Here is a 13476-nt window from a genome sequence, read left to right on the forward strand (position 1 = left end):
CGCTTTGTTGTTATTCACGGATTGTCGGCCGGCCGGGCCCGCTCTTGAGCGTCGCGGCCGGCCTTCGGCGTAAAATCGCACGCGGTCCGAGGAGCGTTGCGACGGGGTGAACCCGCCAGGCTCGGAACGGTCCGGCCCGGCCGGACGACGCAACGACGCTCACCGACCCACGTTTGACCGTGGCCGCGGTGAGCATGCGGCCCGGGTGATCTCTTGCTCCCCAGCGTTTTCCGAGGCCGCCATGACCGCTAGTTCCCCGCAGCTGACCCCGCCCCCGATGAAGCTTTCCGGGCTGGAGCCGGTGCAGATCGGCGCTGGCACGCTGTTCGTCAACATCGGCGAGCGCACCAATGTCACCGGCTCCAAGGCCTTCGCGCGCATGATCCTGGCCGGCCAGTTCGAGCAGGCGCTGGCGGTGGCGCGCCAGCAGGTCGAGAACGGCGCCCAAGTGATCGACATCAACATGGACGAGGCCATGCTGGACAGCAAGGCCGCGATGGTGCGCTTCCTGAACCTGATCGCTTCCGAGCCGGAGATCGCGCGCGTGCCGATCATGATCGACAGCTCCAAATGGGAGGTGATCGAGGCCGGGCTGAAATGCATCCAGGGCAAGGGCATCGTCAATTCGATCTCGCTGAAGGAGGGCGAGGCCGAGTTCCGACGCCAGGCCAAGCTGGTCAAACGCTACGGCGCGGCGGCGGTGGTGATGGCCTTCGACGAGACCGGCCAGGCCGACACCTTCGCGCGCAAGATCGAGATCTGCGGGCGCGCCTACCGCATGCTGGTCGACGAGGTCGGCTTCGCGCCCGAGGACATCATCTTCGACCCCAACATCTTCGCGATCGCCACCGGCATCGAGGAGCATGACAACTACGCGGTCGACTTCATCAACGCGACGCGCTGGATCAAGCAGAACCTGCCGGGCGCCAAGGTCAGCGGCGGTGTCTCCAACGTGAGCTTCAGCTTCCGCGGCAACGACCCGGTGCGCGAGGCCATCCACACCGTGTTCCTGTACCACGCGATCCAGGCCGGTATGGACATGGGCATCGTCAACGCCGGCATGGTCGGCGTCTACGACGACCTGGAGCCGGTGCTGCGCGAGCGGGTGGAGGACGTGGTGCTGAACCGCCGCCCCGACAGCGGCGAGCGCCTGATCGAGGTGGCCGAGAGCGCCAAGGGCGCGGCCAAGGACGACTCGGCCCGCCTGGCCTGGCGTGCCGGCAATGTCAACGAGCGCCTCAGCCACGCCCTGGTGCATGGCATCACCGACTTCATCGTCGAGGACACCGAAGAGGCCTGGCAGGCCATCCTGGCCGGCGGCGGCCGGCCGCTGCATGTGATCGAGGGCCCGCTGATGGCCGGCATGAACATCGTCGGCGACCTGTTCGGCCAGGGCAAGATGTTCCTGCCCCAGGTGGTGAAGAGCGCGCGCGTGATGAAGAGCGCGGTGGCGCATCTGGTGCCCTATATCGAGGAGGAGAAGCGCCAGCTGGCCGCGGCCGGCGGCGACGTCAAGCCCAAGGGCAAGATCGTGATCGCCACCGTGAAGGGCGATGTGCACGACATCGGCAAGAACATCGTCACCGTGGTCCTGCAGTGCAACAACTACGAGGTGGTGAACATGGGCGTGATGGTGCCTTGCCAGGACATCCTGGCCAAGGCCAAGGTCGAGGGCGCCGACATCATCGGCCTCTCGGGCCTGATCACGCCGAGTCTTGAGGAGATGCAGCATGTCGCGGCCGAGATGCAGCGCGACGACTATTTCCGCCTGAAGAAGATCCCGCTCTTGATCGGCGGCGCCACCACCAGCCGCGTGCATACCGCGGTCAAGATCAGCCCGCATTACGAGGGCCCGGTGGTCTATGTGCCGGACGCCTCGCGCTCGGTGGGCGTCTGCACCGAGCTGCTCTCCGACGAGCGTGCGACCCGCTTCATCGACGAGCTGAAGGCCGACTACGAGAAGGTACGCGAGCTGCACGCCAACAAGAAGCAGACCCCGCTGGTCACGCTGGCGCAGGCGCGCGAGAACAAGGTGCGGCTGGACTGGGCCGGCTACAAGCCGCCGGTGCCGAAGTTCATCGGCCGGCGCCTGTTCAAGAACTACGACCTGGCCGAGCTGGCCCAGCATATCGACTGGGGCCCGTTCTTCCAGACCTGGGACCTGGCCGGGCCCTTCCCGGCGATCCTGAAGGACGAGATCGTCGGCACCGAGGCGCAGCGCGTCTTCAGCGACGGCAAGCGCATGCTGCAGCGCCTGATCGAGGGGCGCTGGCTGCAGGCCAGTGGCGTGTTCGGTCTCTACCCGGCGGCCCAGGTCGGCGACGACGACATCGAGATCTACACCGACGAGAGCCGCTCCGAGGTGCTGATGAGCTGGCGCGGCCTGCGCATGCAGTCGGAGCGCCCGGTGGTCGACGGCATCAAGCGCCCGAACCGCGCGCTGGCCGACTACATCGCCCCCAGGGGCGGCGTGCCCGACTACATCGGCCTGTTCGCGGTGACCGCCGGCCTGAATGTCGACAAGAAGGAAAGCCAGTTCCTGGCCGACCATGACGACTACTCGGCCATCATGCTGAAGGCCCTGGCCGACCGTCTGGCCGAGGCCTTTGCCGAGCGCCTGCACCAGCGCGTGCGCCAGGAGTTCTGGGCCTATGCGCAGGACGAGGCGCTCAGCAACGAGGAGCTGATCGACGAGAAGTACCGCGGCATCCGCCCGGCGCCCGGCTACCCGGCCTGCCCGGACCACCTGGTCAAGCGCGATCTGTTCCAGGTCCTGAACCCCGCGGAGATCGGCATGGGCCTGACCGACGCGATGGCGATGACCCCGGCCGCCAGTGTCAGCGGCTTCTACTTCTCGCATCCCGAGGCCAGCTATTTCAACGTCGGCCGCATCGGCGAGGACCAGCTGGCCGACTGGGCGCGGCGCATGGCGCTGGATGAGCGCGAGGCCGGGCGGGCGCTCGCCCCCTTGCTCGGTTGAGCGACCTGGCCGGCTGACGACTGTTTACATCTCCGGGTCGGCGTCCGGCGGGCCGCGCGCGTTGCAATGGCATCCTTGCTATCGGAGTCAAGAACATGAAGATGCCCCTCAACGCCAGCCAGACCATTGCCGCCACCGCTATCGCCGCGGTGCTGCTGGGCGGTGCCTTTGCGCTGGGCCGCTCCTCGCAGAGCACGGCCCCGGCCGAGCCGGTCAAGGAAGAACAGCCCGCTGCCGTCGGCAGCAAGCTGGCGGCCAACGCCACCGAACCCGCGGCCGAACCGGCCCCGCGGCCGGTCAGCAGCAGTCACAGCAAGCCCGCCCCCGCGAAACAGCAGCAGCATCAACAGCAGCAACAACCGGTGGCCAGCACGGCCGCGCCGGCGCCGCGCCTGTGCGATGAATGCTCGCGCGTCGTCTCGGTGCAATCCGAGGAGCGCCAGGGCGAGGGCAGCGGCCTGGGCGCAATCGGCGGCGCGGTGATCGGCGGCCTGCTGGGCAACCAGGTCGGCGGCGGCAGCGGCAAGAAGATCGCCACCGTCGGCGGCGCGGTGGCCGGCGGCTATGCCGGCAACGAGATCGAGAAGCGCCACAAGAGCTACCGCGTCTGGGTCGTGCGCCTGGCCGACCGCGACGGCGCGACGCGCCGCCACGAACAGCGCCAGGACCCGCAGGTCCGCGCCGGCGATGTGGTCGTCGTGCGCGACGGCCTGCTGCGCCACCGCGACTGAGGGCGCGGCACGGCCGCGCGGAGTGATCCGCTCGGCCGGCGTCAGAGCCAGCTTCCGCAGCTGTCAAGCCGCATCGGACCTCCCCCATGAGAGGGGCGTCATCCGGCCACTGGATGGTTGCGCGGGCCGCCACAATCAGGCCCCGCTGCAACCTTCCGACACTGCGTAATGGCCCCCCTGCTTACCGCACTCTTCTTCTTGGCTGTGTTCGTGATCGCGCCGCTCAAGGGGGCGTTGATCTTTTGCGGGGCCATCCTGCTGGCCACCCTGTTCGTGCAGGCCACGACATCGGCGGTCTCGAATGCGGGCGTGACCTTGACCGAATCGTTCAAGGCCATCGTGCTGTCCGTCTTCTTCGGAGCGATCGCCGCCTTCACGGTCATGAGCTTCATGAAGGGCGCGCCGCGCGAGCTGATCAATGGCGGCAGTGGCCTGCTGCTGCTGGCGCTGCAGCATGGCGCCTACGTGCTGGGTTTCAGGCTCGCGCTGGGATTGACCTTTCTGCATGCCTTCTTGGTCGCGACGGTGTCGACGGTGTTCACCTCCGCCGCCATCTGGTACATCGTGAAGATGTCGAACCTCGCGGCTTGAGCAGGCACAGTCGGTAACTTCCTCGAGACCGTTCAGCCGCGCGCCGGCGCGTGCAGAGCCACGCCATCGGCACCCAGCTCGGCCCGGATGCGCTGCGCGAAGGCCAGCGCGCCGGGCTGATCGCCGTGCAGACATAAGGTGTCGGCCCGCACCGGCACCGTGGCACCGCTCAGCGCGGTGACCCGGCCTTCGTGCAGCATCTGCCGCACCTGGGCCAGCGAGCGGTCCTCGTCCTCGATCATCGCGCCCGGCGTGCCGCGCGCCGTCAGGCGGCCATCGTCCTGGTAGCTGCGGTCGGCGAACACCTCATGGGCGCAGCGCAGGCCGAGGGCCTGGGCGGCCTCGATCATCACGCTGCCGGCCAGACCGAAATAGACCAGCCCTGGATCGAAATCGCGCACCGCCTGCGCGATCGCGTCCGACAGCGCGCGGTCCCGCGCCGCCATGTTGTAGAGCGCGCCATGCGCCTTCACATGGTTGAGGCGGCCGCCGGCGGCCTGCACGAAGCCGGCCAGCGCGCCGACCTGGTAGAGCACCAGCGCATAGGCCTCGGCCGGGGAGACCTTCATCTCGCGCCGGCCGAAGCCCTGCAGATCGGGCAGGCCCGGATGCGCGCCGACCGCGACGCCCTTGGCCAGCGCGGCATTGACGATGCGGCGCATCGTCGGCGGATCGCCGGCATGGAAGCCGCAGGCGATATTGGCCGAGGAGACCTGGTCGAGGATGGCGAGGTCGTTGCCCATCGTGTAGGCACCGAAGCTCTCGCCCATGTCGCAGTTCAGGTCCAGCGTCTTGTTGCCGCGGTTCGTCATGGCAGGGCGTCCCTCAGGGTGGCCAGCGCCTGTTCGCGCTGCAGGTACAGAGTCTGCGCCGCCTCCAGGCTCACCAGCTCGAAGCGCAGGGCCTGCTGCGGCGCCAGCTGGGCCAGGCGCGGCAGGTCGACGCTGATCACATGGGCGATCTTGGGGTAGCCGCCGGTGCCGTGGCGCTCGGCCATCAGCACGATGGGCTGGCCGTCCGGCGGCACCTGGATCGTGCCGAAGCTCATCGCCTCCGAGATCAGCTCGCCGGGCTGCAGGCGCTGCAGCGGTGCGCCCTCGAGGCGAAAGCCCATGCGGTCGGACTTGGGGCTGATGCGGTAGGCCTCATGGCCCAGTCGCTGCTGCGCCTCGGCGCCGAACAGCGACCAATGCTCGCCGGGCATCACGCGCAGCCAGGCCGGCTCGCCGGCGGGCTGGCGCGCCAGGCTGCTGGGCAGCAGCGGATGCGTGCGCGGGCCCGTCGCGGTTGGCGCGGGTGCCTGGCCGGCGGCCTCCAGCACATCGCCCTTGCGCAGCGCGCGGCCCTGGAAGCCGCCGAAGCCGCCGCGCAGATAGGTGCTGCGGCTGCCCATCAGCGGCGCCGCCGCGAAGCCGCCGCGCACCGCCAGATAGGCGCGCTGCCCGGCGACGCAGGCGCCGAACTCCAGCAGCGCGCCGGCCGGCACCTCGACCGCGCGGTCCGGCTTCAGCGGCCGGCCGTTCAGGCGCGGCGCCATGTCGGCGCCATAGATCGCGATGCGGGTGGCGGCGCCGAAGCGCAGGCTCGGGCCGGTCAGCACCAGTTCCAGGGTGGCGGCATCCTCGTCGCGGTTGCCCGCCAGCAGGTTGGCGACACGGTGCGACCATTCATCCATCGCGCCGCCCACCGGCACGCCCAGGCCCTGGTGGCCATAGCGCCCCAGGTCCTGCAGTTGCGTCTGCGCGCCGGGCTTCAGCACCTCGATCCGGACCACCGCCGTCATGCCGCGTGCCCCGCCTGCTCGGCCAGCAGGCCGCGGTAGGTGTCGGCGTCGATCGCGACGAAGCGGATCGCATCGCCCGGCGCCAACCGGCAGGGCGGCTCGGCGCCGGGATCGAACAGGCGCAGCGGCGTGCGCCCGATCAGGTTCCAGCCGCCGGGGGTCTCCAGCGGATAGATGCAGGTCTGCTCGCGCGCGATCGCCACCGAGCCCGGCGGGATGCGGGTGCGCGGGTTGGCGCGCCGCGGCATCGCCAGCGCCGGATCCAGCCCGCCGATGAAGGGAAAGCCGGGCGCGAAGCCCAGCATGTAGACGCGGTGCGCCGAGGCCAGGTGGCGCTCGATCACCTCGGCCGGCGCCAGGCCGCAGCGCGCGGCCACCTCGTCCAGGTCCGGGCCGAAGTCCGGCTGCGCCGCGCTGCCGTAGCAGACCGGCACCTCGATCAGCCGGCCGCTGTCGGCCAGCGCCTCCAGCGGCTCGGCCAGGCGCTCCAGCAGCAGCTCGCGCAGGGTGGCGAAGGGCGTCAAGCCGAAGCGCTCGGGCCGGTAATGCAGGGCCAGGGTGGTGAAGGCCGGCACGATGTCGCGCACGCCCTCGATCGGCCGCTCGCGCAGCCGCTGCGCCAGCGCATGCACCCGCGCACTGGTGGCCGGGTCCACTTCGGTGCCCAGGCCGACCAGCAGGCAGCGATCACCGACCGCATCGATGCGCCAGGCGGTGGCCGTGGGCGTGGCGGAGGCCGCCGTCATCGGCGGGCGAGCGGCACGCGGGCCGGGGATTGCGCTTCTTGGGGCATCGATGGTCGTCGTCCAGTTGCCGCGCCGCCTTGGCGATCGGATGACGCATTGTCAGCCAGGTCGACGAAGGCGGGGCTTGCGCCCCAGGCAAGCCGTTCGGGTGTCGACAGGGCGCCGGCTCAGAGCCCGTCGCAGCTGGTTTCCTGAGAGCCGCAGATCTTGTCGACCCAGAGTCGGAACCGTCCGCGCGGCAAGCCCGCCCTGGCAGCAGGAGCGAGGTCCAGCGCCTTCAGGTCCGGCTCTGGCAGTCGGCGATCGGAGAACTCCAGCTGCGCCCATCTCCCGTGGCAGGCCACCAGGGAACTGGCGCGGACCATCAGGCTGCCATCGAAGATCTGCTGCTCGTTGAGCCGTAGCAGCACGGCCGAGTCCTCCGCCGGGTCCGCATGACCCTGCCTGGCCTGCGACTTCACCACCAGCTTGCGCCCGCTGACCCAGCCTTCGCCGCCGAAGGTCGGGCGCGCGGCTATCCCGGTCAAATCTTCGTCGTCACGTGCATTGCGGATGCGAAACCAGCCGTTGCTACCCTCCATGACCTCGACGCGGATCCGGACCCGGGATCCTGAATCCTTGTCGACCCAAACGGGAGGCAAGGTCCCGAGAACCCGTGCCTTGGCACTGGGCGCGGCACGCACATTCAGACCGGCCGGATCTGTCTCATCCACGAAAGCCACGATCGAGCAGGAGGTCGATGTGGCGCTCGGCTCATTGGCATGGGCTGCAAAGCAGCTTGCTGCCAGGAGGGCGCCGCCGCAGATCCGCAGCATCCGGTCAGCGCGCGTCGATGAGTACATAGAAGAACCTCGGGCTTCGTCCTAGAGCCGACAGGAATGTCGGATACAGATTCTTTGGCACGGTCTGGCATCCTGCAGACCAGGTATTGATGGTGGCACGGTTCATCGGCCCGCCTTGATGGATGTACATGGTGCGTCCGACGCCCTTGCGGTCGATACGGTGTGAGTCCGCCAGCGTGAAGCGCCCATCCCCATTGGTATCGCGTTCGACGGTTTGAGCCTGTGAGGCCCAGAAGGCGCGATCATCCAAGAACAACCTGGGCATTTCGGTGAAGAAGTATGTGCCGGCCAGCAGGCGACCCGCATCCAGCACCCCATCGCGGTCGACGTCGGCGCCATGGCTCTCCTTGAACCGCACATCCTGGTAGCGAGCGTCCACGCGACCGCCTCCGGCTGCGCTCGCGGCCCGCTGCGAATACTGCGCGCTGGGCTCGGTCGTCGCAGGGAAGAAATGTACGCTGCCGCGGCGGCCCCAGCCATTCAGCACCACGAGGTGATCGTCGTAGACCCCGCGCCCCTTGTTTTCCAGGGTTGACGTGTCGCGACGCAGACCGAGTACCAGCAGCCGACCTTCGCGCAATGCTGCGCTGGCGGCCGGCTGTGCCCGTTGATGCACAAGGCTGGCGCAGTAGGCATAGGCCAAGCGTGGGGAAAGGAAAGGCAAGCTTGGCAACTCCGGCCGCCCCTGGCGCTCCAGCGACCATTGCAGCAGCAGTCGGGCGCCATCGGGCACCGTATTCAATGCGATCCGGGCAGGCCAGCTCAAACGCTGGTCTGCCAGCCGGTGGGCGGTCGCGCGCAAGGAGGAGTGCAGGGTGTGCAAGTCAGCATGCCACTGTTGCAGCGCGACCGCGGGATCCCGAGTCACCCCGAGCGCGAAACGCTCCGCCAATCCCTCCAGATCCGGGTTCCAGGAATTCGTATGCCCCATGATTTTCTCCCCGCGCTTGCTCGCTGATCCTGTGCAGGCTTTGCCGGGCATTTTGGGTTTGTCGCCAGCGATTCCGGGCGTCCGAAGGTCATGTGGGCGCGCGTTGAGGTACGCCTGACGGTTGTCCGTCGACGCTGCTGGTCGGCGTTGATCAACCGCCCAGCTGCAAGCCCCGGCGCAGTTGGACCGCTTCCGCCATATGCTCGGCCGCGATCATGGGGACGTCGGCCAGATCGGCGATGGTGCGCGCAATCCGCAGCACCCGGTGGTAGCCGCGTCCGGACCAGCCCAGATGCGCGGCCGTCTTCTGCAGCAGCGTGTTGGCGGCCGGTTCGGCCCGGACATGTTGTTCCAATGCGGCCGGCAGCAGCCGCGCATTGCTGCAGCCCTGCCGCGCCAGCGCCAGCCCGCGCGCCTTGGCGACTCTTGCGGCCACCGCGGCGCTGGGCTCGCCGTCCGGCGCGGCGGCCAGGGTCTGCGGCGGCAGCACCGGCACCTCGACCAGCAGGTCCAGCCGGTCCAGGAAGGGGCCGCTGAGCCGGCCCTGGTAGCGCGCGACCTGGTCCGGCGTGCAGCGGCATTCGCGCCCCGGATGGCCTAAGAATCCGCAAGGACATGGGTTCATGGCCGCGATCAGCTGGAAGCGCGCCGGGAACTCGACCCGCCGCGCGGCACGGGCGATCAGGATGCGGCCGTTCTCCATCGGCTCGCGCAGGGCCTCCAGCGCGGCCCGTGGGTACTCGGGGATCTCGTCGAGGAACAAAACGCCATGCTGGGCCAGCGAGATCTCGCCCGGCCGCGGCGGCGAGCCACCGCCGACCAGGGCGACGCTGGAGGCGCTGTGGTGCGGGGACCGGAAGACGCGCCGGCCCCAGGCGGCGGGCGTGAACTCGCCGGCCAGGCTCAGCACCGCGGCGGACTCCAGCGCCTCGTCCTCGCTCAGCGGCGGCAGCAGGGCCGGCAGGCGCTGCGCCAGCATCGACTTGCCGGTGCCCGGCGGACCCATCAGCAAGAGGCTCAGCTCGCCGGCGGCGGCGATCTCGAGCGCGCGCTTCGGCGCGGCCTGGCCCTTGATGTCGCGCAGATCGAGCGCGGCGTTCGGCGGCGCCGGTGCTGCCTCCGGACTCGCCGGTGTGAGCGCCTGCTCGCTGCCGGGCGCCAGCGCGGCGACGAGGTCCAGCAGATGGCCGGCGCCATAGACCGGCACGCCGCGCACCAGCGCGGCCTCGGCGGCGCTGGCCAGCGGCAGCACCAGGCGGCGGGCGCCGCCGGTCTGGCGCAGCGCCAGGCCCATCGCCAGCGCGCCGCGGATCGGCCGCAGCTCGCCGGCCAGCGACAGCTCGCCGGCGCATTCCAGCCCGGCCAGGCGTTCGGCATCGATCTGACCGCTGGCGGCCAGCAGGCCCAGCGCGATCGGCAGGTCGAAGCGCCCGCCCTCCTTGGGCAGGTCGGCCGGCGCCAGGCTGATCGTGATGCGTTTGTTGTGCGGGAAGGAGAGGCCGCTGTTCTGCAGCGCTGCGCGCACCCGCTCGCGCGCCTCCTTGACCTCGGTCTCGGCCAGCCCCACCAGGGTGAAGCTGGGCAGGCCATTGGCCAGATGCACCTCGACGCTGACCGGCGCGGCGGCCAGCCCGTCGAGCGCACGGCTGTGTATCACGGCCAGGGACATGGCGACCTCCCCCGAGGGCCGGCCGCGAGCGCGGGCCGGTCTCGCGACGATTGTGCAGCAGCGGCGGCCATCCATGCGCCCCGCGGCGATGCACGGATTCAGGGCGTGCACCAAGCTGGCGCCGGCACGGTGCTGATCCAAACTGGTGCGCCATTCGCGGGATGCACGGGCCCCGACGCGGGCCACGGGGTCTGCACCTGGGCGAGGAGCGGCTGGCACGGAAGCTGCAAGAACGCTGCCGAGTAACCCATCCGTTCGCCCCTTCCTCCCCAAAATCCAATCCAGGAGTCCCGCGATGATGATGAAGCCGATGCTTGCCGCATGTGCCGCCACCCTGAGCCTGGGTGCCGCGCTGCCGGTCCAGGCCCAGGAAGCCAGCCCCCTGACCTTCAATGTCAGCCTGACCTCGGACTACCGCTACCGCGGCATCTCGCAGTCGCGCTTCAAGCCCGCGCTGCAGGGCGGCCTGGACTATGCGCATGCCAGCGGCTTCTACCTGGGCGTCTGGGGCTCGACCATCAAGTGGATCAAGGACATCCCGGGCGGCGACGCCGATGTCGAGGTCGACCTGTACGGCGGCTTCAAGACCCAGGTCGCCGAGGGCCTGACCCTGGACCTGGGCCTGCTGAGCTATGTCTACCCCAGCAACAAGCTGAGCCCCACCAGCGCCAACACCACCGAGCTCTACGCGGCGCTGAGCTACGGGCCGGTGACGGCCAAGTATTCGCATGCGGTGACCGACACCTTCGGCAACCCGGACAGCAAGAACAGCGGCTACCTGGACCTCGCGGCCAGCTTCGATGTCGGCGATGGCTGGATGCTGGCCCCCCATGTCGGCCACCAGAAGATCAAGGGCCCGGTGGGCAAGGACGCTTCCTACACCGACTACTCGCTGAGCCTGTCCAAGGACTTCAGCGGCCTGGTGCCCAGCATCACCCTGGTCGGCACCAATGCCGACAAGAACTTCTACGTGCCGGGCGCCAACGCCAACAGCAGCAAGTTCCTGGGCAAGAGCGGCGTGGTCGTCGCGCTTAAGTACAACTTCTGAATCCCGTGAGGAGAGAGAGCCATGAAACTGATCACCGCCGTCATCAAGCCCTTCAAGCTTGACGAAGTGCGGGAGGCCCTGAGCGCCATCGGCGTGCAGGGGCTGACCGTCACCGAGGTCAAGGGCTTCGGCCGCCAGAAAGGCCACACCGAGCTGTACCGCGGCGCCGAGTACGTGGTGGACTTCCTGCCCAAGGTCAAGATCGAGGCCGCCGTGGCCGACGACGTGGTCGAGCAGGTGATCGAGGCGATCGAGAGCTCGGCACGCACCGGCAAGATCGGCGACGGCAAGATCTTCGTGTCGCCGCTGGACCAGGTGGTGCGCATCCGCACCGGCGAGACCGGCCAGGACGCGCTCTGAGAGAGCACAAATACAAGACCGACCCATCCGGAGATATCTTCATCATGATCAAACAACTACTCGCCTGCCTGGCGCTGGCCGCGGCGGCCTGCGCCCCGGCCTGGGCCCAAGACGCCGCGGCCTCCGCGCCGGCTGTGGCCGAGGCCGCCTCGGCCGTGGTGTCTGCCGCCTCCGATGCAGTGACCGCAGCCGCTGCTCCCGCGGCGGAGGCCGCTTCGGCCGCCGCCGCAGCGCCCGCCCCGGTCCCCAACAAGGGCGACACCGCCTGGATGATGGTCTCCACCCTGCTGGTGATCATGATGACGGTGCCCGGCCTGGCCCTGTTCTACGGCGGCCTGGTGCGCAGCAAGAACATGCTGTCGGTGCTGATGCAGGTGATGGTCGCTTTCTCGATGATCGTCGTGCTGTGGGTGCTGTACGGCTACAGCCTGGCCTTCACCGAGGGCAACAAGTTCATCGGCGGCTTCGACCGCGTGCTGCTGAAGGGCATCTGGGACAACGCCGCCGGCACCTTCGCCAACGCGGCCACCTTCAGCAAGGGCGTCTACATCCCCGAGATCGTGTTCGCCGCCTTCCAGGCGACGTTTGCCGGCATCACCGCCTGCCTGATCGTCGGCGCCTTCGCCGAGCGCATCAAGTTCGGCGCGGTGCTGCTGTTCCTGGCGATCTGGTTCACCTTCAGCTACATCCCGATGGCCCATATGGTCTGGTTCTGGATGGGCCCGGACGCCTACAGCTCCGCCGCCGTGGCCGACGAGATGACATCCAAGGCCGGCCTGATCTGGCAATGGGGCGCGCTGGACTTCGCCGGCGGCACCGTGGTGCACATCAACGCCGCCGTCGCCGGCCTGGTCGGCGCCTACATGATCGGCAAGCGCATCGGCTACGGCAAGGAAGCCTTCACCCCGCACAGCCTGACCCTGACCATGGTCGGCGCCTCGCTGCTGTGGGTGGGCTGGTTCGGCTTCAACGCCGGCTCCGCGCTGGAGGCCAACGGCTTCGCCGCGCTGGCCTTCGCCAACACCCTGGCCGCCACCGCCGCCGCCGTGCTGGCCTGGTGCATCGGCGAGGCGTTGCTGAAGGGCAAGGCCTCGATGCTGGGCGCCGCCTCGGGCGCCGTCGCCGGCCTGGTGGCCATCACTCCCGCGGCCGGCAATGTCGGCATCGGCGGCGGCCTGATCATCGGCTTCATCGCCGGCTTCGCCTGCCTGTGGGGCGTGTCGGGCCTGAAGAAGCTGCTGGGCGCGGACGATTCGCTGGACGTGTTCGGCGTGCATGGCGTCGGCGGCATCGTCGGCGCGCTGCTGACCGGCGTGTTCAATTCGCCCAACCTCGGCGGCCCCAGCGCCGTCGGCGATTGGGTCACCGTCGGCATGGTCACCGCGGATGCCTACTCGATCGCGACCCAGGTCTGGGCCCAGCTGAAGGGCGTGCTGCTGACCATCGTCTGGTCCGGCGTGGTCTCGCTGATCGCCTACAAGATCGTCGACCTGGTGATCGGCCTGCGCGTCTCGGAGGAAGCCGAGCGCGAGGGCCTGGACATCACCTCGCACGGCGAGACGGCGTATCACAAGTGATGTGTCGCCGCCGGACCTTCGGGTTCGGCGGGATTCTCGGACGGCCGCCTTCGGGCGGCTTTTTCTTTGGCGCGAAGAAGAAGGGCGCGGTGCTATCTGGATGCGGCTTTGGCCATCGCTGTGTCGAGCTCGGCCGGCAGCTCCGGGGCGTGGTGACTTCCCATCAAGACCCGACCCAGCAGCGAGTCAGGTAGGCACGAAGGAAGCGTGACAACAGT

At 69.2% G+C, this 13476-nt stretch carries 12 protein-coding genes and 1 riboswitch; of the genes, 6 read left to right on the forward strand and 6 right to left on the reverse strand.

Annotated elements, in window-relative coordinates; all coding sequences use genetic code 11:
• The first annotated feature begins 82 nt into the window (after positions 1–82).
• A riboswitch (S-adenosyl-L-homocysteine riboswitch) is annotated at positions 83–168 on the forward strand.
• A 73-nt stretch (positions 169–241) separates the two neighbouring features.
• The 3 genes from metH (at position 242) to G8A07_RS02730 (ending at position 4302) form a co-directional block, all read left to right on the forward strand.
• A complete protein-coding gene (gene metH, locus G8A07_RS02720) occupies positions 242–2980 on the forward strand; it encodes a methionine synthase (RefSeq protein WP_195795597.1) in 2739 nt (912 codons plus the stop codon).
• Between the two features lie 95 nt (positions 2981–3075).
• Positions 3076–3711: a glycine zipper 2TM domain-containing protein gene (locus G8A07_RS02725; RefSeq protein ID WP_195795598.1), complete on the forward strand. Its 636-nt coding sequence runs from the start codon at positions 3076–3078 to the stop codon at positions 3709–3711.
• A 168-nt stretch (positions 3712–3879) separates the two neighbouring features.
• A complete protein-coding gene (locus G8A07_RS02730; protein WP_195795599.1) occupies positions 3880–4302 on the forward strand; it encodes a hypothetical protein in 423 nt (140 codons plus the stop codon).
• A 32-nt stretch (positions 4303–4334) separates the two neighbouring features.
• Here G8A07_RS02730 and G8A07_RS02735 read toward each other — a convergent pair whose 3' ends face one another.
• From G8A07_RS02735 to G8A07_RS02760, 6 genes are all read right to left on the reverse strand, one after another.
• Positions 4335–5114: a LamB/YcsF family protein gene (locus G8A07_RS02735; protein WP_195795600.1), complete on the reverse strand. Its 780-nt coding sequence runs from the start codon at positions 5112–5114 to the stop codon at positions 4335–4337.
• Positions 5111–6085: a biotin-dependent carboxyltransferase family protein gene (locus G8A07_RS02740; RefSeq protein ID WP_195795601.1), complete on the reverse strand. Its 975-nt coding sequence runs from the start codon at positions 6083–6085 to the stop codon at positions 5111–5113. The genes G8A07_RS02735 and G8A07_RS02740 overlap by 4 nt, the downstream gene beginning before the upstream one ends.
• Entirely contained in the window at positions 6082–6831 is a 750-nt protein-coding gene (pxpB, locus tag G8A07_RS02745; RefSeq protein WP_195795602.1) for a 5-oxoprolinase subunit PxpB, read from the reverse strand. The genes G8A07_RS02740 and pxpB overlap by 4 nt, the downstream gene beginning before the upstream one ends.
• Positions 6832–6998: 167 nt before the next feature.
• Positions 6999–7673, reverse strand: a complete 675-nt coding sequence (locus tag G8A07_RS02750) for an SH3 domain-containing protein (RefSeq protein WP_195795603.1) — start codon at positions 7671–7673, stop codon at positions 6999–7001.
• Entirely contained in the window at positions 7651–8655 is a 1005-nt protein-coding gene (locus G8A07_RS02755) for a hypothetical protein (protein WP_195795604.1), read from the reverse strand. Before G8A07_RS02755 ends, G8A07_RS02750 begins: the two co-directional genes overlap by 23 nt.
• A 100-nt stretch (positions 8656–8755) precedes the next feature.
• Positions 8756–10273, reverse strand: a complete 1518-nt coding sequence (locus G8A07_RS02760; protein ID WP_195795605.1) for a YifB family Mg chelatase-like AAA ATPase — start codon at positions 10271–10273, stop codon at positions 8756–8758.
• A gap of 295 nt (positions 10274–10568) precedes the next feature.
• Between G8A07_RS02760 and G8A07_RS02765 the strand changes: the two genes are divergently transcribed.
• Genes G8A07_RS02765 through amt form a run of 3 tightly spaced genes read left to right on the forward strand, consistent with a single transcriptional unit; the run spans position 10569 to position 13258 of the window.
• Complete coding sequence (locus G8A07_RS02765; RefSeq protein WP_249937202.1) at positions 10569–11321, forward strand: TorF family putative porin; 753 nt, start codon at positions 10569–10571, stop codon at positions 11319–11321.
• A 21-nt stretch (positions 11322–11342) separates the two neighbouring features.
• Positions 11343–11681: a P-II family nitrogen regulator gene (glnK, locus tag G8A07_RS02770; RefSeq protein ID WP_195795606.1), complete on the forward strand. Its 339-nt coding sequence runs from the start codon at positions 11343–11345 to the stop codon at positions 11679–11681.
• Positions 11682–11725: 44 nt separating this feature from the next.
• Positions 11726–13258, forward strand: a complete 1533-nt coding sequence (gene amt / locus G8A07_RS02775) for an ammonium transporter (protein WP_195795607.1) — start codon at positions 11726–11728, stop codon at positions 13256–13258.
• The last annotated feature ends 218 nt before the right edge of the window (positions 13259–13476 follow it).

The organism is Roseateles sp. DAIF2, assembly GCF_015624425.1.
In the GTDB taxonomy this organism is placed as follows: Bacteria; Pseudomonadota; Gammaproteobacteria; order Burkholderiales; family Burkholderiaceae_C; genus Kinneretia.

Excerpts from the sequence above, each read along its gene's own strand:
- G8A07_RS02750 (WP_195795603.1), bottom strand. The coding sequence starts at position 7,673 with ATGTACTCATCGACGCGCGCTGACCGGATGCTGCGGATCTGCGGCGGC.
- G8A07_RS02730 (WP_195795599.1), top strand. The coding sequence starts at position 3,880 with ATGGCCCCCCTGCTTACCGCACTCTTCTTCTTGGCTGTGTTCGTGATC.
- metH (WP_195795597.1), top strand. The coding sequence starts at position 242 with ATGACCGCTAGTTCCCCGCAGCTGACCCCGCCCCCGATGAAGCTTTCC.
- G8A07_RS02760 (WP_195795605.1), bottom strand. The coding sequence starts at position 10,273 with ATGTCCCTGGCCGTGATACACAGCCGTGCGCTCGACGGGCTGGCCGCC.
- G8A07_RS02765 (WP_249937202.1), top strand. The coding sequence starts at position 10,569 with ATGATGATGAAGCCGATGCTTGCCGCATGTGCCGCCACCCTGAGCCTG.
- G8A07_RS02755 (WP_195795604.1), bottom strand. The coding sequence starts at position 8,655 with ATGCCCGGCAAAGCCTGCACAGGATCAGCGAGCAAGCGCGGGGAGAAA.
- G8A07_RS02740 (WP_195795601.1), bottom strand. The coding sequence starts at position 6,085 with ATGACGGCGGTGGTCCGGATCGAGGTGCTGAAGCCCGGCGCGCAGACG.
- glnK (WP_195795606.1), top strand. The coding sequence starts at position 11,343 with ATGAAACTGATCACCGCCGTCATCAAGCCCTTCAAGCTTGACGAAGTG.
- amt (WP_195795607.1), top strand. The coding sequence starts at position 11,726 with ATGATCAAACAACTACTCGCCTGCCTGGCGCTGGCCGCGGCGGCCTGC.
- G8A07_RS02725 (WP_195795598.1), top strand. The coding sequence starts at position 3,076 with ATGAAGATGCCCCTCAACGCCAGCCAGACCATTGCCGCCACCGCTATC.
- G8A07_RS02735 (WP_195795600.1), bottom strand. The coding sequence starts at position 5,114 with ATGACGAACCGCGGCAACAAGACGCTGGACCTGAACTGCGACATGGGC.
- pxpB (WP_195795602.1), bottom strand. The coding sequence starts at position 6,831 with ATGACGGCGGCCTCCGCCACGCCCACGGCCACCGCCTGGCGCATCGAT.